The sequence below is a fragment of the Acinetobacter sp. YH12128 genome (assembly GCF_013418655.1).
GTDB classification, from domain to species: domain Bacteria; phylum Pseudomonadota; class Gammaproteobacteria; order Pseudomonadales; family Moraxellaceae; genus Acinetobacter; species Acinetobacter amyesii.
In genome coordinates this window covers 1-20,571 of record NZ_VPBO01000025.1, presented here as the reverse complement: position 1 = coordinate 20,571, position 20,571 = coordinate 1, and the positions used below count along the sequence as shown (strand labels likewise).

General features: G+C 40.7%; 16 protein-coding genes. 6 read left to right on the top strand and 10 right to left on the bottom strand.

The annotated features are described in order from the left end of the window. Positions 1-1,227, top strand: coding sequence for an efflux RND transporter periplasmic adaptor subunit (locus tag FTU64_RS13080; protein ID WP_180059951.1), 1,227 nt, complete (start codon positions 1-3; stop codon positions 1,225-1,227). Next, positions 1,217-4,372 carry an efflux RND transporter permease subunit gene (locus FTU64_RS13075; protein WP_180059949.1) on the top strand — a complete coding sequence of 1,052 codons (3,156 nt, stop codon included), beginning with the start codon at positions 1,217-1,219 and terminating at the stop codon, positions 4,370-4,372. The genes FTU64_RS13080 and FTU64_RS13075 overlap by 11 nt, the downstream gene beginning before the upstream one ends. A gap of 160 nt (positions 4,373-4,532) precedes the next feature. Here FTU64_RS13075 and FTU64_RS13070 read toward each other — a convergent pair whose 3' ends face one another. From FTU64_RS13070 to FTU64_RS13030, 9 genes are all read right to left on the bottom strand, one after another. After that, the gene (locus FTU64_RS13070) at positions 4,533-5,231 is read right to left on the bottom strand and encodes a DUF1826 domain-containing protein (protein ID WP_180059947.1); all 699 of its coding nucleotides are present in this window, start codon (positions 5,229-5,231) and stop codon (positions 4,533-4,535) included. A 128-nt stretch (positions 5,232-5,359) separates the two neighbouring features. After that, positions 5,360-5,596, bottom strand: a complete 237-nt coding sequence (locus FTU64_RS13065; protein WP_078193741.1) for a VF530 family DNA-binding protein — start codon at positions 5,594-5,596, stop codon at positions 5,360-5,362. Between the two features lie 346 nt (positions 5,597-5,942). Next, the gene (locus FTU64_RS13060; RefSeq protein WP_180008152.1) at positions 5,943-7,280 is read right to left on the bottom strand and encodes an MFS transporter; all 1,338 of its coding nucleotides are present in this window, start codon (positions 7,278-7,280) and stop codon (positions 5,943-5,945) included. A gap of 202 nt (positions 7,281-7,482) precedes the next feature. Beyond that, on the bottom strand, positions 7,483-8,508 hold the full coding sequence (locus FTU64_RS13055; RefSeq protein ID WP_180054714.1) for an enoyl-CoA hydratase/isomerase family protein: 1,026 nt from the start codon (positions 8,506-8,508) through the stop codon (positions 7,483-7,485). Positions 8,509-8,531: 23 nt separating this feature from the next. Beyond that, positions 8,532-9,305 (bottom strand): enoyl-CoA hydratase, encoded by a 774-nt coding sequence (locus FTU64_RS13050; protein ID WP_180059945.1) that lies wholly within the window; start codon positions 9,303-9,305, stop codon positions 8,532-8,534. A gap of 81 nt (positions 9,306-9,386) precedes the next feature. After that, positions 9,387-10,514, bottom strand: a complete 1,128-nt coding sequence (locus FTU64_RS13045; protein ID WP_180059943.1) for an acyl-CoA dehydrogenase family protein — start codon at positions 10,512-10,514, stop codon at positions 9,387-9,389. 111 nt (positions 10,515-10,625) lie between these two features. Beyond that, a complete protein-coding gene (locus FTU64_RS13040) occupies positions 10,626-12,281 on the bottom strand; it encodes an AMP-binding protein (protein WP_180059941.1) in 1,656 nt (551 codons plus the stop codon). A gap of 89 nt (positions 12,282-12,370) precedes the next feature. Beyond that, entirely contained in the window at positions 12,371-13,264 is an 894-nt protein-coding gene (gene mmsB / locus FTU64_RS13035; protein ID WP_180059939.1) for a 3-hydroxyisobutyrate dehydrogenase, read from the bottom strand. Positions 13,265-13,279: 15 nt separating this feature from the next. After that, on the bottom strand, positions 13,280-14,797 hold the full coding sequence (locus FTU64_RS13030) for a CoA-acylating methylmalonate-semialdehyde dehydrogenase (RefSeq protein WP_180059937.1): 1,518 nt from the start codon (positions 14,795-14,797) through the stop codon (positions 13,280-13,282). A gap of 163 nt (positions 14,798-14,960) precedes the next feature. On the opposite strand from FTU64_RS13030, the gene FTU64_RS13025 reads away from it, so the two are divergent. Both FTU64_RS13025 and FTU64_RS13020 read left to right on the top strand, forming a co-directional pair. Then, positions 14,961-15,842 (top strand): LysR family transcriptional regulator, encoded by an 882-nt coding sequence (locus FTU64_RS13025; RefSeq protein WP_078193328.1) that lies wholly within the window; start codon positions 14,961-14,963, stop codon positions 15,840-15,842. Positions 15,843-15,963: 121 nt separating this feature from the next. After that, positions 15,964-16,122 (top strand): hypothetical protein, encoded by a 159-nt coding sequence (locus tag FTU64_RS13020; protein WP_168379604.1) that lies wholly within the window; start codon positions 15,964-15,966, stop codon positions 16,120-16,122. Between the two features lie 235 nt (positions 16,123-16,357). Here FTU64_RS13020 and FTU64_RS13015 read toward each other — a convergent pair whose 3' ends face one another. Continuing rightward, a complete protein-coding gene (locus FTU64_RS13015) occupies positions 16,358-17,155 on the bottom strand; it encodes a hypothetical protein (RefSeq protein ID WP_180054699.1) in 798 nt (265 codons plus the stop codon). A gap of 197 nt (positions 17,156-17,352) precedes the next feature. On the opposite strand from FTU64_RS13015, the gene FTU64_RS13010 reads away from it, so the two are divergent. Together FTU64_RS13010 and FTU64_RS13005 are read left to right on the top strand one after the other, a co-directional pair. Beyond that, positions 17,353-18,777, top strand: a complete 1,425-nt coding sequence (locus FTU64_RS13010) for a PLP-dependent aminotransferase family protein (RefSeq protein ID WP_180059992.1) — start codon at positions 17,353-17,355, stop codon at positions 18,775-18,777. A 120-nt stretch (positions 18,778-18,897) separates the two neighbouring features. Then, a complete protein-coding gene (locus FTU64_RS13005; protein WP_180054697.1) occupies positions 18,898-20,334 on the top strand; it encodes an amidase in 1,437 nt (478 codons plus the stop codon). The last annotated feature ends 237 nt before the right edge of the window (positions 20,335-20,571 follow it).

The window sequence follows — 20,571 nt, the reverse complement described above, 5'->3', positions numbered from 1 at the left end:
ATGAAAATTAAACAAGATGGAAAAATTTCACAGCCGTTAATGATTGCAGTTTTGATTGGCTTAACGCTAATGCTGTGTACTGCTATTTGGTTCAGTCAAAATAAATCCGATGCGGATAAAACTGAGCATGAAGGAGAGCATAACGAGGCTAATAATAGTGATGCTGAAGCAGAACATGCAGAAGAAGGTGAACTGCATCTTACCGCTCAGCAAATGGTGGAACAAGGAATTAAAATTACGACTGCGGAAAATGGTCTGGTCGAAAATATTATTCAATTGCCGGGTAAATTGGCCGTCAATACAGATCAGCAGGCACATATTTCCCCAAATTTTAGCGGACATGTCGAGCAAGTCAGTGTGGCACTCGGTCAAACCGTACAAAAAGGGCAAACTCTAGCTGTGCTTTCTGTGCCTGAATTAATTGATCAGCAAGCCAATTTGCGTATGGCAGAAGCCAATTTAGATTTGTCTCGCCAAGATTATCAGCGTGAGCAAAAGCTATGGTCTCAAGGGATTTCTGCCAAACAGGACTTTCAGCGTGCTGAAAATGCCTATCGTCAGGCTCAAATTAGCGTACAGTCGACACAATCGCGCTTGCAAGCTTTGGGCGCGAATAGCGGTCAAAACGGACGATTTATCATTCGTGCGCCTATTGCAGGTGTAATCAGTCAAAAAGATATTGTTGTAGGTGAAAATGTGCAATTGGCAGATCAATTGTTCACCATTGAACAGCTAAAAGATTTGTGGCTAGAATTTAACTTAACTCATCAATATTCCGCACAATTACAAACGGGTCAAAACGTCTCTTTCAAAATCAATGGCTCAGATCAGCTCTATAGCGCAGAGGTACAAAGCCTGACGTCAAAGGCAGATGTGCAAACGGGACGCTTGGTGGTACGTGCCAAATTAAAACAACAATCTGCTGAGCTTCGCCCGAATGTGATGGTCAACGTGCTATTGGCTGATTCAGGTACTAAAAAAGCATTACGGGTGCAAAAGTCCGCCGTACAAAGCATAGAGAGTAAAGACAGTATTTTTATTGTTGAATCTGAGCTAAAAGGCCAAGTGCATTTAAAAGCACAAGCGCTAAAACTTGGACAAGCATCCAGTGATGGGCAATGGCTAGAAGTGATTTCGGGTCTTGAGGCAGGGCAAAAGTATATTTCCCAAGGCAGTTTTTTACTGAAATCTGAACTGGAAAAAGATGAGGCTGGCCATGAACACTAATTCAGAGAACACGAACATTAATTTGCCAAAGCCAGCAGGTTTATTCGAACGCATTATTCAGTTTTCAATTCAAAATGCAATTTGGGTGATGCTGTTTGTCTGCACATGGATTGCCGTCGGGATTTACAGTTATCAAAAACTGCCGATTGATGCAGTACCTGATATTACCAACACCCAAGTGCAAATTAATACGCAGGCCAATGGCTTTACAGCGTTAGAAGTTGAACAGCGGATTACTTATCCGATTGAAAATGCGATGGCAGGTATTCCAGATTTGGAGTTGACCCGTTCTATTTCCCGTTATGGCCTGTCACAAGTCACGATTGTCTTTAAAGACGGTACGGATATTTACTGGGCACGTCAGCAAATTAATCAGCGGGTACAGGAAGTTCAGTCGTCATTGCCAGCTCAGGTTTCTCCGACGATGTCGCCAGTTTCGACAGGTTTGGGCGAGATTTATCAATGGGTGCTTAAAGCTGAACCCAATGCAAAAAAAGCAGATGGTACGGCATATAGCGCGATGGATTTGCGTGAAATTCAGGACTGGATTGTGCGTCCGCAATTACAGCGTGTACAAGGTGTTGCCGAGGTCAACAGTATTGGTGGTTTTAATAAAACCTACGTGGTTTCACCTGATTTAAACCGCATGCAACAGCTGAACCTGTCATTAGAACAATTACAGCAAGCGCTTACAGAAAATAATGAAAACCGTGGTGCAGGATTTATTGAGGAAAATGGTCAGCAGTTAACAGTTCGAGTGCCGGGAACCTTAAACACCATTTCAGATATTGAAAACACCATGATTGACAGCCCAAATGGCAGTCCAATTCGGGTGGGTGATATTGCGCAAGTCTCCATTGGGCATGATTTGCGCACAGGTGGTGCAACCTATAACGGAGAAGAAACGGTTTTAGGTATTGCCATGATGGCTATGGGACAAAATAGCCGAACTGTCTCGAAAGCTGTAGATTCCAAAATTAAAGACATTCAAGCAAGCTTACCCAAAGGGGTAAAAATTGAAACAGTGTATGACCGTACCACATTGGTGGAGAAAGCGATTAAAACCGTTCAAAAGAACTTGGTTGAAGGCGCAATTCTAGTCATCATCATTTTATTTATCTTTTTAGGCAATATCCGTGCAGCACTCATTACGGCCTGTGTTATTCCGCTGTCAATGCTGTTTACCTTAACCGGCATGGCACAAAAGAATATCAGCGCGAATTTGATGAGCTTAGGTGCGCTGGATTTCGGGATTATTGTTGATGGTGCTGTGGTCATTGTTGAAAACTGTATCCGCCGCTTGGCCCATGCACAGCAAACATTAAAGCGTCCATTAACGCAAAATGAACGTTTTAATGAAGTCTTTTTGGCTGCACGTCAGGCGCGCCGTCCGCTGATATTCGGTCAGTTAATTATTTTAGTGGTTTATTTGCCAATTTTTGCTTTAAGTGGTGTAGAAGCAAAAATGTTCCATCCGATGGCATTAACTGTGGTATTGGCACTTGTGGCGGCGATCATTCTGTCTATTACATTTGTACCTGCTGCTGTAGCGCTTTGGGTGAAAGGTGAAATTAAAGAAACAGAAAGCCGTTGGATGAATTGGCTGAAAAAGCAGTATCTTCAAATTTTAAATAAAGCCTTTCATTACAAGGCTGTAGTGATGACTTTTGCACTGTGTTTACTGCTCATTACTGGGCTTTTAAGCACTAAAATTGGCAGTGAGTTTGCACCACAGCTGAGTGAAAGTGATTTTGCAGTTCAATTGATGCGCTCTCCTAGCACTGGTTTAGAAGAATCATTAAAAATGCAGGAGAACGCTGAGAAATTGCTGCTGAAAAAATTTCCAGAGATTCAGGCTGTATTTGCTCGTACAGGTACAGCAGAAGTGGCAACCGATGTAATGCCTCCGAACATTTCCGATGGTTATATTATGCTCAAACCACGTAATGAATGGCCGAACCCTAAAGAAAGTGTGGATGAACTGCGTGGCCGTATGGTGGCTTATGTGGCTACGATTCCTGGCAATAACAGTGAGTTTTCCCAACCTATTGAACTGCGCTTTAATGAGCTGATCTCAGGTGTGCGTAGTGATGTGGGCGTTAAAATATTTGGCGATGATATGCAAGTGCTTAACACAGAAGCCACTAAAATTGCCAAAATTATGCAGCAAGTTGCGGGGAGTAGCGCCGTAAAAGTTGAACAAACCTCAGGTTTGCCTTTATTAAATATTGAAATAGATAAGGCTTTGGCTGCGCAATATGGTTTAAGCGTTAAATCTATACAGGATACTGTGGCAGCCAGTGTCGGTGGACAAAGTGTAGGGGAGATTTTAGAAGGTGATCGCCGTTTTGACTTTGTTATTCGTTTAAATGATCAAGACCGTAATGTAAGCACGATTTCACAACTACCGTTAAAGTTGCCAAATGGTGGCAGTATTGTACTCTCAAATGTTGCCACAGTGTCTAATGTAGATGGGATCAATCAAGTCAGCCGTGAAAATGGTAAACGCCGTATTGTAGTGACTGCCAATGTTGAAGGCCGTGATTTAGGTTCTTTTGTGGCGGATATGCAGACTCAGCTGAAACAATATGTATTACCAAGCGGTTATTGGATTGAATATGGCGGTCAATTTGAAAACCTTGCATCTGCCAAAGCAAGAATGCAAATTGTCATTCCTTTAGCACTACTGACCATCTTTATTTTATTAATGGCAGTATTTCATAATGTGAAAGAAAGTCTGCTGGTCTTTACTGGCGTACCCTTTGCCTTAACGGGCGGTGTATTGTTTCTTTGGTTAAGAGATATTCCGCTTTCGATGTCTGCAGGGATTGGATTTATTGCACTCTCAGGTGTTGCTGTGCTGAATGGCCTGGTCATGCTGACCTTCATTAAAGAACTGGGGGACAAGTATCCATTGCATGAAGCCGTATGGCAGGGCGCTGTACTTCGATTACGCCCAGTACTCATGACCGCCTGCGTTGCCTCTTTAGGTTTTGTACCAATGGCTTTGGCAACAGGTACAGGTGCAGAAGTACAACGACCTTTAGCGACTGTGGTGATTGGCGGTATTCTTTCTTCCACCTTACTGACCTTGGTGCTATTGCCCGTGCTCTACCGCTGGCTGAATACAGCTCGATCTAAATAATCTAGACTAATCAATCAAGATTAAAACGATATTGCATTACCCCATACGATTCATTCATTAGACAGAATGGATCGTATGGACTCAGGATCCATCAATATTTAAAATCAGCAAATCAGCAAATCAGCAAATCAGCAAATCAGCAAATCAGCAAATCAGCAAATCAGCAAATCAGCATAAGCCGATATTCACCTGCATTTTCAACAGGTGCGCGGTGCACACAAGGCAAAACTGGCTGTGTAGGATGATCCACCGCTAAACGCCAAAGATGACCATTGCCTAGATTTACAGGCACAGCATTTTCTTTGAGCTGATAATGTAAATCAAAAAAATATTCCGCTAAAAAATCATCAAATTCTGAGGTAGGGCCATCGTACAAATCTTTAAGTTGTTCTCGTATTTTAGGAATTAAGATTCTTTGTGTCACTTGATCATTTGGCACAATATCACTGGAAGCACCATAATATGTACATAAAAAGGTATCGGTAGCGATAGGTGATCGATCGACATGAAAGGAATAAACATCGGTTGAGATGAAATCGAATTCATCATCTCGTTCATAGCATTTGAGCAAGTTCAACGAAGGTGATGCACCAAATTCTGTTAATTGTTGCAGATCATTTAAAATAACTTCTCTGGCTAAATGGCCTTGCGATGAAAGTGTTAACTTCATCAGATCATCTATAGAAATTTCGGTTATATTTTCAATCAGTTCGAGTTTTTCGACTATTTCTTTAAAGTCGCCTTGTATGCTGCGTTGCCAGCAAAGCGCATTCATTTGACCTTCGAAATGACTATGAATCAATTCAGAAAATGTAGTGACTACACCAATTTGAGGATGCTGGGAAAAAGTATTGCTCATAATAGGGATCAATTTAAATCTGAGGCGAAGATACTGCGTACAAGGAAGTGCTAGAAGGATTAAGCAGTTTTATTCTATCTTAAACCATAAACTGCTATACAAAATTATTCGAGCATAGGCATTCATCGTTACGCTTTCTGTTTGGCTTTTTGGCGTAAGACATACAAATATAAGCTTTCTACTTTTTCACGTGCCCAAGGTGTAGTACGTAAGAATCGTAGTGATGATTTAACGCTTGGATCTATGCAAAAACATCTAATTTCAATTTTGCGGCTTAAGCCTTCAAAACCACCGTAGTAATCCAATAATTCATCCAAGATGTCAGCAAGTTTTTTGCCGTGTAAAGGGTCATTGGAGGTGCTCATATTAGATCAATCATATTTTGGGAGACCATGGATGCGTTGTGTAGGCCACAGTCTTGGATATGCTATTTAACATAATATATATTATACGAAATAGTATAATTAAGACTTTGATATTTAATATTTTTTAATTTATTGGTGCTTAAATCTTTCATCTGTGTAACAAACTTGATTTGTTGCTCTTACACATCAAACATATTTTGTGCCGCCAAGATCCTACGCAATACTGACAATATTATTTGTCCTGCTACAATCCTCAGACAAGAAAAAAGCCATAACAACGATTGCTATGGCTAATTCACATTAATTTCTATATTTAAATCAGCCTACTGTTTACCTGATTTTTGATTTATGAAGATTTAATTTCTTTACTGCTAAATGCTTTTGTTTTTTGCTCTATTTGATCCGGCTTTAAAAATGACGACGCAATAATCGCAATCACTGCAAAGCCTGAAATATAGGCAATAATTAAATTGGGGCTTCCATCACCAATACTCAACAATTTCGTCGCGATTAATGGAGCTAAACCACCACCTAGCACGCCTGCAAATTGAACTGAGATTGAAATACCGCTATAACGTATTTCTGCTGGAAATTGGCGTGAAAATAACTGTGACTGCGGCGCATACATCAAAGGAAAAACTACGCCAATACCAATCACAATGGCCGTCCAAACCAATACAGGATCCTTGGTATTTAACATTGCAAAAAATGGATAGCTGTATAAAGCCAGTACGCATAAACCAAATCTGAACATGTTTTTTTGCCCAACTTTATCAGACAAATGCCCAAAAATTGGCGTAATGACCATGATGACCGCAGCACCACAAATCGTTGCAAACAAAATGTCTTGTCTAGGAATATTTAGCTGTGTGGTTGTATAGGCTAAAGCAAATGTCGATGCTAAATAGAACCAAGCATTTTCAGCAGCTCGAGATAAAATAATCGTAATCAACTGCTTAGGATGATTTTTAAACACTTGTTTTGCTGGAACTTTAATTGTTTCGGTTTGAGCTTTAACTTTTTCAAAGTCTGGTGACTCAGGCACTTTCACTCGAATATACCAACCTACAGCCAGTAAAATAATGCTGGCTAAAAATGGCAGACGCCAACCCCAGCTAAATAGTGCTTCTTCAGGCAACATTGAGACTAAGCCTAAAGCTACCGAAGCGAGCAATAAACCACCACCTGTACTGGCTTGCGGTAAACTTCCCCAAAAGCCTTTTTTACCCGCTGGCGCATGCTCTACCGCCATGAGGACTGCTCCGCCCCATTCTCCACCCATGGCCATGCCCTGTATAAATCTTAATATAATTAAACAGACCGTTGCCCAATAACCAATGGTTTCAAATGTCGGTAACAACCCAATCATCACCGTTGGAATACCCATCAACATTAATGTGACCAATAACATTGATTTACGACCGATTTTATCGCCGAAATGACCAAAAACAATTCCACCAAGTGGTCGACCAATAAAGCCAACAGCATAAGTGGCAAATGCTGCCAATACGCCAGTTAATGGATCAAGATTTGGAAAGAAAAGTCGATTGAAAATGAGTGCTGCGGCAGCACCATAGATAAAAAAGTCATACCATTCGATGGTTGTACCCACCATGCTGGAAATACCTGCTAAACGATGCGAAGACTTAGCTGGTGGAGCTGTGTTTCCCTGTACATTTTGCATTGTTATCTTCCTTATTCTGCAAGATATTTCTATGTTGCATTTTCACGATGCTTGATTTGTGTGATGATTTTCTTCATGAAAATCAATATTTTTAGATCTTATATATGTTTAATTTACGCTGAGTCACTTGTTCATATTGAATAAGAAATTGAATATGAATATTACCCAAGTGTTTGAACCGTGAATGTTTTTAAATTACTGATTAAATAGATATTTCCTCCATTATTTTATCTAAGGTCGGACTAGACTGTTGCCACTTTGGCTGTTTGTCTTTATCCACAATTAATGCGCGCACACCTTCGACAATATCGCCATGTTGAAACCAAACGTCTTGTAAATGTCGTTCAATTTGCATGCATTGCTTCAGTGAAAGACCACGACCTAAATGCTGGAGTTGTAAACTGATTCTTTTCGCGATTGGAGATCGTTGTTCCAAGGTATTGCGTATTTTTAGCGCCCACACTTGAGCATCATTATGCTGTTCATTTTCAAGACTATTTTCAATGGCATCAATGCTCTCAAAACCAAAATGCTTACGAATTAAATCTGCATTTTGACTAAGTTCACTTTCCGCTGGTCGAGTAATATATTTCGCAATCAATTGTTCAATATTTTCCTTGCTGAGTTGCTTGGAATTTCTTAATTCTTCTTCTAATTGAACAAGTTGCTCACTCGGAACATGGTAGTCAATCAAATCTAGATACAACGCATCGCTAGCACTGATTTGATCGCCTGTAGTTGCCATGTACACACCAATATCATCTAAACGTGATAAAAAGTGTGTCGCAGCCACATCTGGGAAAAATCCAATGGCAGTTTCAGGCATGGCAAATCTAGATTTTTCGCTGCTGATAAGCACATGACATGCTTGGGCCAAGCCAAATCCACCGCCAAGTACATAGCCATCAAGTATGACAATAATGGGTTTTTCATACGCACGAATGGTATTCAGCATTTCATACTCAGCTTGAAAATAAGCTTGATGATCTTCTTTACCATTCATATAACTATCATAGAGATAACGAATATCGCCACCTGCACAAAATGCTTTAGGACTATTTGAGCGAATAAGTACAGCATGAATATTAGTTTGATCAGCCCATAGTGCTAATTGCTGTTGAATCCCTTGAATCATTTCCAAAGACAAGGCATTTAAACTTGCCACGCGATCTAAACTGATTTGGCCTAAATGTCCATGTTCTTCAATCATTAAGTTATTTGTACTCATATCCATATAATCCTTTTTTATTTTTAATTGTTTTTAAAATTGGCTTGGCGCTTTTCAACAAATGCTTGCATGCCTTCTTTTTGGTCTTGAGTTGCAAAAATCGAATGGAATGTTCTGCGTTCAAAACGTAAACCTTCTTGTAAACTGACTTCAAATGCACGGTTAATTGACTCTTTGATCATCATGGTTGCGACTACAGATTTTTCGGCTATTTTTTCAGCAGCTTTTAAGGTCTTTTCGACCAACTCCTCTTTAGGAAAGACCTGAGCAACTAAACCACTCTGCTCTGCTTCTGCTGCGCCCATTTGTCTCGCAGTCAGACACATTTCCATGGCTTTGGCCTTACCTATAGCAAGCGTTAAGCGCTGTGTCCCACCTATCCCTGGGATTACTCCCAAAGTCACTTCTGGTAAACCGAATTTTGCATTGTCGGCACAGTAAATAAAGTCACACATCAGCGCTAACTCACAGCCTCCACCCAACGCATAACCACTGACAGCTGCGATTAGAGGTTTACGGCGCTGAGCAATTCGATCTGCCAGATGAAAAAAATCATCCAAATAAATATTCGGAAAACTCAGTTCAGCCATTTCCTTAATATCTGCACCAGCGGCAAAGGCTTTTTCTGAACCTGTAATAACCATACAACCGATGGTTGGATCTCGATCTAAATCATCCAAGGCCAAATTAAGGTCTTTAATTATTGTGCTATTCAACGCATTTAAGGCCTGAGGACGATTTAAAATAATGAGTCCAACACCATTGTTCTTTTCGAGCAGAATCGTTTCAAATTGCATGTGAGATCCCTATATATATTCGATATTTATGAGTAGGCTTCATATCTGAAGCCTTTTCGTTTAAATGTCTTAATGACAACGTTATAAGCTGCGGGCAATTACTAAGCGTTGGATATCACTCGTGCCTTCATAGATTTGGCAAATACGTGCATCACGATATATGCGCTCAATCGGGAAATCTTTGAGATAGCCATAACCTCCAAAGACTTGTAATGCTGCTGAGCAAACACGTTCAGCCATTTCAGATGAAAAAAGCTTGGCCATAGACGCTTCATTTAAGCAAGGTTGTCCTGCTTCTTTTAAACGTGCCGCGTGATAGACCAATTGGCGTGCGGCCTCTATTTCTGTTGCCATACTTGCCAATCGGAACGCAACTGCCTGATGTTCAAAAATTGGTTTACCAAAAGTAATACGCTCTTTGGCATATCGGGTTGCTTCTTCTAATGCTGCACGTGCAAGACCAACTGCTTGCGCCGCTATACCAATACGACCGCCTTCTAGATTTGATAAGGCGATTTTCAAACCTTCACCTTCTTTTCCTAACATTAGGCTTTCATGCACTCGCACGTCTGTGAGTGCGATTTGGCAGGTATCTGAGGCATGTAATCCAAGCTTTTCTTCAGTACGAATCACTTCATAGCCAGCTGTTTCACGAGGGACAATAAAAGCACTCAAGCCTTTTTTCCCTGCACTCGGATCAGTCACAGCAAAGACAATAATGACCCCTGCATTATGTCCAGAGGTAATAAACTGCTTAGCACCATTAATCACCCATTCATTGCCATCTTTGACTGCACGAGTTTTAATGGCAGCAGCATCTGAACCCGTATGCGGCTCAGTTAATGCAAATGCACCGATCATTTTGCCTTGTGCTAAAGGCACTAAATATTTCTGCTTTTGTTCTTCTGTGCCAAATTTAGCAATAGGAACACAGCCTACCGAGTTATGTACACTCATAATGGTTGAGGTTGCCCCATCGGCCGCGGCAATCTCTTCTAAAGCCATAACATAGGCAAGATTACCTGTATCTGAACCACCCCATTCATCTGATACCAACATACCCAATAAACCCAGTTCTCCCATCTGCGCTAAAGCCGCTTTGGGAAAGGTTCCGTGTTTATCCCATTCAGCCGCTTGAGGTTTAATTTGTTCCTGCGCGAAACTGCGTGCCATGTCCTGAATTAATAATTGTTCTTCGGTAAATTGCATCTTATCTTCCTGTACATCAATCAATTGCTTTCATCTAGTTTGGAAATGAATGAAAGCTTGATTCCTGATCCTGATTGTTCGGCATTCATTTAGGGTTAATCGTTGCGTCTTTTAACTTGCATGCTGCGTAGATTGTTTTGCAATCTCTTGATTTCTTAATAAGAAACGCTGAATTTTTCCGCTTGGAGTTTTCGGTAGTTCTTGAACGAACTCCACCAATCGTGGATAAGCATGTGCAGATAGGCGTTTTTTCACAAATTGCCCCAGCTGCTCCGCTAATTCTTCTGACGCTGTGACATGCTCAGCTAAAATCACAAAAGCTTTTACGATTTCTGTCCGATCTGGATCAGGCACACCAATGACCGCAGCTTCAATCACTGCATCATGCTCCAGTAAAGCGCTTTCTACATCGAATGGCCCGATACGATAACCTGATGTTGTAATCACATCATCATTACGACCAACGAAGCTCATACTGCCATCTGCGTGTATTTCTGCGGTATCACCGGTGAGGTAATAATGCTTTACAAAGGGTGACTTACGACTTTCTTTATAGCCACCAAACCACATCATCGGTGATTGACTGATATCGACAGCCAGTACTCCTGGCGTTCCTGCAGCTAACTCTTGCCCTTGTTCATCAACAACCGCCACGCGATATCCTGGACTGGCATAACCTGCGACACCTGCGCGAATATCATGTTGTAAACCATGGTGATTACACACCACCATACCAACTTCAGTCTGACCATAATGGTCAAAGATCGGTGCATCTAGGACTTGTTTAAACCAGCGGAACACTTCAGGATTAAGCGGCTCTCCAGCACTACTCACGACTCTAAATTTACCTTTGAGTTTTGCCATTTGTTCAGGATCAGCCGCCATCATCATCCGATACGCTGTCGGTGCGCCTGCAAGGTTTGTTACTTTGTAGTCATCTACGATCTGACACAAACTATCAATGCTAAAACCACCTTCGTAAAAGAGTGTTGCATGTCCAAGTAAAAGTGGCCCAGTAATTCCGTAATACAAACCATAAGCCCAACCCGGATCGGCAATATTCCAAAACGAATCATCTTCACGCAGTCCTACCGCATTTTTCATATATTGACCAAAAGCGATTAAGGCTTTGAGCGGGACTTCTAAAGGTTTTGCAGGACCTGTAGTACCTGAAGTAAACATCAAAAGAAATGGATCATTAATGCTCTGTAAGACAAATTCACAATCTGTAGACTGTGCTTTGACTTCATCCCAAAAGTTTAAATCCCCCTGTTGAATTCCATGACCCGCTCGATCTGCAACAGTAACGATTTGGGGACAATGTGCAACTTCATCTAATTTACTGCGATTACCCACATCACTGATCACCAATTTGCTTTGTGCAAGGTGTAAACGATGTTCAATGGCTTTGGGGCCAAAGGCGGTAAATAGCGGTTGATATACAGCACCTATTCGCCAAGCCCCTAAAATCACCACAAGTAATTCAACTGTACGAGGTAATAAACCCGATACACGATCACCTTTTTGCACACCCTGTGACTTTAAAAAATTGGCAAATTGGCTCGACCACTGTTGCAGCTCTGAAAAGGTATATTGTTCTTTCCGCCCATCTTTGCCTTGCCAATATAGTGCTACCTTATCTTGATCAATCGCATGACGGTCACAGCATTCATAACATGCATTTAATTGCTCTAAAGAGCCTGATAACATTTCTTTGGCAGCATGATTTAAGTCAAATGCCTTTGCAACATCCTGATAATTCGACATCTTCTCTACCTCAGTCTCAATTTATTGTTATTCCGACACGAGTGTTTGTATTGTTAGCCATCCCTAGGCCAGATTAGTATTCAATCTGATTATTCAGCGTCCTTAGGTAAGTATTGCTGCACGATACTTGAAAAATCTAAGTGTGCATTACCTTGTAAACACAGCTGTTGATACATCTGCTGAACCAGTCCGCCTAAAATAATCGGCTGTTTGACTTGTCCTGCGGCTTCTACAGCCAGCCCTAAATCTTTCAACATCAGCTGCGTTGCAAAACCATCGGTATAGCCACGTCCTGCGGGTGCATTTGCTGAGATACCCGGCCATGGATTACATACATCTGAACTCCAGCAACGTCCGCTCGAACTATTCACCACACCCGCTAGGGCTTGAGGATCAATCCCCAGACGCGCACCGAGCGCCATACCTTCAGCAACGGCTGCCATGGAAATACCAAGAATCAAGTTATTGCAAATTTTCGCAATTTGACCTGCACCCACATCGCCACAATGCACAATGTTTTTACCCATGTGGCCCAATACAGCTTTGGTTCTTTCAAAGGTTTGATCATCTGAACCGACCATAAAGGTTAATGTACCTGCCTGTGCACCAATAGTTCCGCCTGAAACAGGTGCATCACAGATTTTTATCTGATGTGCAGCACCGGCTTCGGCTATATCCTTAATGGTTTGCGGATCAATGGTACTGCTATCGATACATAAGCTTCCTGCTTTCATTACCGCCAATACACCATTTTCTCCCAAGTACACCTCTTTGACATGCTTGGCAGCAGGCAACATGCTAATCAAGACATCTGCTTGTTTCGCGGCATCTTGTGGGCTGTGGCAAACGATGCCACCTGCTTCAGTAAAATGCTGAATCGCAATTTCACTTAAGTCGAAACCGTAAACCGTAAAACCTGCTTTGAGTAGGTTTTGGGCCATTTTTCCGCCCATGTTTCCTAAACCGATAAAGGCAATATTCATCCTTGAACTCCTAAATTAACGTAGGTTAATGGTGGTATTCACTTCACCTTTTTCTTGTGTATCTTCGAACCAACGACTGGTGATGGTTTTAGTTTGTGTATAGAACTGAACTGCTTGCTTACCATATGGACCTAAGTCACCCAGTTTTGAACCACGCGATCCTGTAAAACTAAAGAAAGGTACAGGTACAGGAATTGGAATATTGATACCCACTTGACCAATATCGATATCGCTTTGGAATTTACGAGCAACTGCACCACTTTGTGTAAACAGTCCAACACCGTTGCCAAATGGATTGGCATTAATCAATTCAATCGCCTGCTCTAAAGTATCAACATGAATAATGGCTAATACGGGTCCAAAGATCTCTTCGGTATAGATGCGCATATCGGTTGAAACTTGATTAAAAATCGTTGCTCCGACAAAGTTTCCTTGCTCATAGCCAATGACTTGAACATCACGACCATCCAGCAACAGTTCTGCGCCTTGTTCTACACCGCTTTGAATTAAATCCAGTACACGTGCTTTTGCGCGAGGTGAAATAACTGGGCCAATATCGGTATTCGGCTCATGCCCTGCATTGACCTTCAGCGTTTTGGCTTTTTCAACCAGTTCATTGACCCATTCTTTACTTTCACCAACCATGACAGCAACCGACAAAGCCATACAACGCTGACCTGCCGCACCGAATGCTGCACCAACGAGGGCATTTAAAGTTTGTTCTTTATTGGCATCCGGCATTACCACGACATGGTTTTTGGCCCCCATCATCGACTGCACACGTTTTCCATGCTGTCCTGCAAGGTTATATACATGTGTACCAACGGCTGTAGAGCCTACAAATGAAATGGCCTTAATAGCTTGATGTGTACATAAACGATCAACAACGTCCTTACCACCATGCACTACGTTCAATACGCCTGCTGGTATACCGGCTTCAATCGCAAGTTCGACAAGCATCATGGTCGACAATGGATCTTGTTCAGATGGCTTTAGAACAAAGGTATTTCCACTGACAATAGCCATTGGGAACATCCACAGTGGAATCATCGCAGGAAAGTTAAATGGCGTAATTCCTGCGCATACACCCAAAGGTTGTTGCAAAGTATAGGTATCCACACCACGTGCCACACCTTCTATATATTCGCCCATTTGAAGTGTGCCAACCGAACATGCATGCTCAACGACTTCTAAACCACGTTGAATATCACCCTCAGCATCTGCTAGCGTCTTTCCTTGCTCAGCAGTCAGTACACGGGCAATGTCTTTCATATTGCTACGGATCAGATCTTGTAGTTTCAGCATAATACGCATACGTGCTTGAACGGGTGTTAAGCGCCAAGTTTTAAACGCCTCTTGAGCTGAAGCAATCGCTGCATCCACTTCTTCCATAGTCGCCATTGGTACACGACCCAAAACCTCTTGAGTTGCAGGATTTAAAATGTCTTGCCACTCTGTAGTGTTTGACTCTACAAATTTACCGTTAATTAATAATTTAGCCGTCGATGACTGAATATTTGACATTGTGTTCATGACCTCTCCATAGGCACTTATTGTTTTGTACTGACTTAGAAAATATCCAAAAGCCTTATATTTATATTTTCCAATTCACTTCAAACTAGCAAAGAAAATTTTGACTACCAATAGAGATTCACGCACGATTGATGTGCAAATATGCACAGGGATGACAATAACAATGAAAGTAGATTGGGATCATTTACAGTATTTTTTGGTTTTGGCTCGTGCGAAAACCCTAACCAATACCGCACGTATTATCGGTGTTGAGCACAGTACAGTTTCTCGACGCATACATGCGCTAGAACTGGCTTTAGGCACACCATTATTTAAACGTGAAGCCACAGGTTATGAGCTCACTTTAGAAGGTTTGGCACTGGTTCCTCGCGTTGAACAAATGGAACAGGCCTTTTTACAAATCGAAAAACCCAACCAACCTATGCAAGGTCGTGTGCGAATTGGCACACCCGAAGGGTTTGGAACAGCATTTTTGACACAGCTCTTGGCAGAATTGTCCAAAAAATACCCCTTGCTGACTATCGACCTTATTCCTGTACCGAAAATGATCAAGCTTTCACATCGTGAAGCAGATATTGTTATTTCCATCGATCGACCAAAATCAGGCCCCTATATCATTACTCGACTAGCAGACTATTGTTTAAAGATTTATGGCAGTAAAGAATACTTAAAAAACACGCAACCCATTCATACATTAGAAGATTTAAAATCACACACTTTTGTGAACTATATAGATGATCTAGTCTATAGCCCAGAACTGTATTGTTTAGAACGTTTACCTATTCAGCTCAATGCAAACTTTAGAAGTAGTAGTATTTTGGCTCAACAAATTGCTGTGAGTGCGGGTGCAGGATTGGCAATATTGCCCAAGTTTTTGGCCGAGGAAAAACCCGAATTAGAACAAGTCTTGGCGCAAGATGTTCGTTTTGTGCATACCTTTTGGATGCTGACCTTAGTCGATTTACAGCATGAGCCGCGTATTAAACTGGTTTGGGACTTTTTGAGAAAAAGAACTGACCAATATCATAGTTTATTAATGGATTAAGTCAGGATGGCTTCTTCCAAACTATAACTGTTATAGAAATTTAGATGAATGTTGTATCTATGCTTTCAGGCGATATACCCCAATAATCACCTATAACCACTAGGGATTTAGAGTACATCTTATGAGCAATCAAGAGCCTAAAAAACCGCAAAAATATGCAGACAGTGAAATTTCAGATAAGGCCTTTAAACGTGCCATTATTTGGTTCTCAATCTATGTGCTTTTATTCTGTATTGGTGTAGCGTTTGTCGTTGGCGCAGATAATTCTTATCTACCTTAAGCGATAATCTATTCACTTATTACAACTCGCTATTGCATGTATATCTTACATTTCATGTTTGCTAGTGATCAGATCATATTGTATTGATCATTAGGCCAAATAAATTGGTTTAAATTTGAATTTAAAAAAAGCTTGTAAGTCTAGATTTACAAGCTTTTTTGCATTTTTAAAGTGATCAAATTACAGCTATAAAATTACTTTCCCCTCTGAATCGCTTATGCAGGACTCTGTTTTTTTAAACTTGGTGCTGTAGATGCGTTTGAATATATTCACCGTATACCGACATTTTTTCAAAGATGTGTTCTGAATAAAACATGTCTTCTACCAAGACTTGCGCACGGTCAAACTCATATAAACCTAATCGTTGTAAAATTTGCGCATTAATAAACGAAAATTTTTGACATAAATCGTTATATTGCTGATCTTTGTCTTTAAATAGCAGCTTTAACATATTGATTTTATTTAGATCAAAGTCAATCGGTTCAGCGTTATCCGCCAAGACATGGATTTCAACATCTAAATATTCAGCAAGCTGATTTAATTTTTCTAAGTCGATATGTAGATGTGTAATACAAATAATTTTGGAAACTTTCGGATTACATAAGCTATTGATCAAACTAAAATAGAAGTATTCTGCTGGCGATAGCTGTTCATTATTTAGCTCAATGTAGACATTGAGTCCCGATAAAACATCATCAACTTTAAATGCGCTAAGTTTAGCCTCAGCATGATAATAACGATTCAATATCGCAACATTTTCAGGGCTTTGTGGTGTAGCGTAGATCACCTTCTGATTCAAATTCGCTAAGATAAAGGGTGCAAATAAAAAAGCCGCATTTTCAGCCTTGGCGTGCATATACTCCTGACAAATACTGACATAGCCCACTTGCTGTACTTGGCGCAAAATTCGACTTCGTAAAAGCACCGCTTCTAAATTAGTATGCTGTTGTTGCAACAGATGCAGCGTTGAATCTGTCAATGGAACATCCACCAGTAAATGTTGTAACAGTTCTAATTCACTGGCTTTAAACATACTCAACTCCCTAACTTCCATACCATTTGACGCCACAAGTGTTGTGGTCTATGCACCTTATAAAAAATTCAAGCTTAAAACTAGATACAGTGATTTTGAAAAAACATATAACAGTATAGACTCATCTGTTATAAAAATTTAATGTAAAGTTTCATTTACTGATATATTTATAACAGAATTTTGTCTTGTTGATGACTATGTATAAATCGGAACAGCTCGCTCAGCACCTACGTCAACTGATTGAAAATGGCACTTTAAAAGCGCACGAAAAACTCCCGTCTTTGCGTGAACAAGTGCAGTTGTCCGGCTTTAGTTTAATCACAGTCATGAATGCTTATCAGGAGTTAGAATCGCGTGGCTTAATCTATGCACGTGAGAAATCTGGCTACTATGTGGCGCAAGGCTTAGTCGAAATAGAGGCTGAACAAACTCAAATCGTGTCCTTAAACACACCGGTTGAAATTAACTCTCTAGTCTTTAAGTATTTAAAATCAATACAAGATGAAAAAGTCGTTCCATTGGGATCAGCTTTTCCAGCTCAAGACATTGTTTTTTCTAAAAAGTTAACCCAAATCATGGGGCAAATTTCCCGAAATCCCAAAAGTTACGATGCCATTGATAATCTTCCACCCGGTAATTTAGCCCTTCGTAAATTGATTGCACAGCATTATTGCATGCAAGGCATTGCCACAGATCCAGAGGATATTGTGATTACCTCAGGCTGTATGGATGCACTGAATCTTTCCTTACAGGCCATTGCCTCACCGGGTGACTATATCGTGTTACAGCAAAATATTTTCTATGGCGCCTTGCAAGCTGCAGAGCGCTTAGGCCTTAAAGTGGTGACCTTACCTGAACATCCACAAGACGGTTTTGATTTAACCGCGTTTGAACATATTTTAAAAACTTATCCCATCAAGATCTGTTGGCTGATGCTAAATTCACATAATCCTGTGGGCTTCACAGTGAGTGATGAAATCAAGCAAAAAATTGCCGTGCTCTTACACCAATATCATGTGCATTTAATTGAGGACGATGTGTATGAAGAAATGCATTATGCGTCTAAGAAACCCGTATCAATGAAATATTTTGACCAAAATAATATGGTCTTACATTGCTCATCTTTTTCTAAAACGTTGGGCGCTGCATTTCGAGTGGGTTGGGTACACGCCGGTAAATACTCTCAAGCGATTCAACACTTACAACTCATGAGCACGATTTCCGTTAATACCTTATTGCAAAATGCCTTGGTGGAATTTATTTCAAATTATCATTATGAAAAACATTTACGGGTCTTAAGAAAAAGTCTACAGCAACATAAATTACAGTTTTACCGTTATTTAGAAAGCCGCCTACCGACTGGATGCAAATTACAATATCATCCAAGTGGTTATTTTCTTTGGTTAAAACTACCGGAAAATGTTGAAAGTATGGCAGTCTATGAAGCCCTAATTCAACAGCAGATTGGCGTTGCTCCAGGCCGTTTATTTAATGTTGCGGAAGCCAAAACTCAATATATCCGTTTAAATTGTTCCTTTGCATGGAAGGATGAGATTCAACAGGCTTTAGATGCCCTCCTTAGTACAATCTCTGCACTTTCCTCAGATCAGAGGAATATTTGACAATTTTTATTGTCATTATTATGCTCAAACAGATATTGTTCAAATACATATATTTGTTGTTGAGATAACACCGAGTTCATTCAACATTTACCAAAATTCAAAAAACAAATAGGTTCGTTCATGGAAGATCAAAAACACAGTCAACGCATACATGCCTTTAGTTCGGATGTACTCACAGATCTGGATGCTGTGGGGATTGCACAGCTCATCAAATCTAAAGAAGCCTCCGTGCAAGAAATAACACAAGCGGCCATTGCACGTGCGGAACAAGTGAACCCGCATCTAAATGCCATTGAACTGGACTGTTTTCAGCGTGCTTTAGAGCAAAATCAATATGTTGAACATGGTCTTTTTGCGGGTGTCCCTTTTTTCTTTAAAGATAATCTAGATTATCAAGGATTGCCCTCACGCCATGGTTCAAAGGCCATCGGTTCAAAACCAGCCGATCGTAATCCTCAAATTAGCCAACAAATCTTAGATCAAGGGTTTGTCGTATTAGGAAAATCCAAGCTCCCTGAATTTGGTCTAAATGCCAGCACCGAATATAAAGATGGATCAGCCACCTATAACCCTTGGCATTTAAGTTATTCCTGCGGTGCATCTTCAGGGGGTTCCGCAGCTCTCGTTGCAGCCGGTGTAGTGCCGATTGCCCATGCCAATGATGGCGGTGGTTCGATTCGTATCCCTGCTGCATGCTGCGGTTTGATTGGATTAAAGCCTAGCCGTGGCCGTACTTATGACAGTGAAGCAGCAGGCTCTCTTCCGATTAATATCATCAGTGAAGGTGTCCTAACCCGTAGCATACGAGATACTGCTCATTTCTATGCAGGAATGGAATCAAGTTATTACAATAAAAAGCTGCCACGCATAGGCATGATTCATGGGCCTTCTAAACGTCGATTACGCATCGGTTTAGTCCCGCAATCGATTACAGGGCAAATAGATAGCGAAACAACTGCAACCTTAATGCATAGTGCAGCACTCTTAGAAAAATTAGGCCATCATGTTGAAGAACTTCAATTACCTTTTTCCTTAAGCTTTGTTGAAGATTTTAGTGAATATTGGGGGATGTTATCCTTTTTACTGAGTACCTTTGGCAAGAAAATCTTTGGCGCTGACTTTAATCCAAAAGAGTTAGATCACTTAACCGTTGGTTTATCGAAGTTGTATAAAAAGAACTTTTATAAAACCCCGCTATTTCTGTATCGATTAAAGAAAATGCAGCAGCAATATCATGAAATCTTTAAGCATTATGACGTTTTGCTATCGCCTGTACTTGCACATACCACACCGAAAATCGGCTATTTGTCACCTCAATTACCGTTTGACCAATTATTTGAACGTATTCAGAACTATGTGACTTTTACACCTATTCAAAATGTGGTGGGTGCGCCGGGTATGTCGATTCCTATGGGAGAAACGCAAAACGACGGACTACCGATCAGTATGCAAATATCAGCCGATGTCGGAGATGAAAAAACCTTGATTGAACTGGCGTATGAAATTGAAGAAGCTCAGCCATGGCGACGTATTCAGGATATGCCTCGAACTGCTTAACAAACTAATCAAAGATTTAAAAAAAGGGAGCTGATTGGCTCCCTTTTTTATTTTTAAATCCGCAGAATAAGGCTTTTTAAGGGATCACTGTATTTGAATACAAGATGCTTAATTAACCCGAATCGCGGATAAGAAATAAACTTGAAAATAAGAAGACTAGAGCCATCAGTTGAGTTACCACACAAAACTCACAACTCTAGTCCTAATGTTCAATAGTACCGAATTATTCTGCGTAAT

Bases quoted from the DNA above. Each gene is read 5' to 3' on its own strand.
- FTU64_RS13020 (WP_168379604.1), top strand. From the start codon at position 15,964: ATGAGCAATCAAGAGCCTAAAAAACCGCAAAAATATGCAGACAGTGAA.
- FTU64_RS13070 (WP_180059947.1), bottom strand. From the start codon at position 5,231: ATGAGCAATACTTTTTCCCAGCATCCTCAAATTGGTGTAGTCACTACA.
- FTU64_RS13055 (WP_180054714.1), bottom strand. From the start codon at position 8,508: ATGAGTACAAATAACTTAATGATTGAAGAACATGGACATTTAGGCCAA.
- FTU64_RS13045 (WP_180059943.1), bottom strand. From the start codon at position 10,514: ATGCAATTTACCGAAGAACAATTATTAATTCAGGACATGGCACGCAGT.
- FTU64_RS13010 (WP_180059992.1), top strand. From the start codon at position 17,353: ATGTATAAATCGGAACAGCTCGCTCAGCACCTACGTCAACTGATTGAA.
- FTU64_RS13075 (WP_180059949.1), top strand. From the start codon at position 1,217: ATGAACACTAATTCAGAGAACACGAACATTAATTTGCCAAAGCCAGCA.
- mmsB (WP_180059939.1), bottom strand. From the start codon at position 13,264: ATGAATATTGCCTTTATCGGTTTAGGAAACATGGGCGGAAAAATGGCC.
- FTU64_RS13025 (WP_078193328.1), top strand. From the start codon at position 14,961: ATGAAAGTAGATTGGGATCATTTACAGTATTTTTTGGTTTTGGCTCGT.
- FTU64_RS13050 (WP_180059945.1), bottom strand. From the start codon at position 9,305: ATGCAATTTGAAACGATTCTGCTCGAAAAGAACAATGGTGTTGGACTC.
- FTU64_RS13060 (WP_180008152.1), bottom strand. From the start codon at position 7,280: ATGCAAAATGTACAGGGAAACACAGCTCCACCAGCTAAGTCTTCGCAT.
- FTU64_RS13005 (WP_180054697.1), top strand. From the start codon at position 18,898: ATGGAAGATCAAAAACACAGTCAACGCATACATGCCTTTAGTTCGGAT.
- FTU64_RS13030 (WP_180059937.1), bottom strand. From the start codon at position 14,797: ATGAACACAATGTCAAATATTCAGTCATCGACGGCTAAATTATTAATT.
- FTU64_RS13065 (WP_078193741.1), bottom strand. From the start codon at position 5,596: ATGAGCACCTCCAATGACCCTTTACACGGCAAAAAACTTGCTGACATC.
- FTU64_RS13040 (WP_180059941.1), bottom strand. From the start codon at position 12,281: ATGTCGAATTATCAGGATGTTGCAAAGGCATTTGACTTAAATCATGCT.
- FTU64_RS13015 (WP_180054699.1), bottom strand. From the start codon at position 17,155: ATGTTTAAAGCCAGTGAATTAGAACTGTTACAACATTTACTGGTGGAT.
- FTU64_RS13080 (WP_180059951.1), top strand. From the start codon at position 1: ATGAAAATTAAACAAGATGGAAAAATTTCACAGCCGTTAATGATTGCA.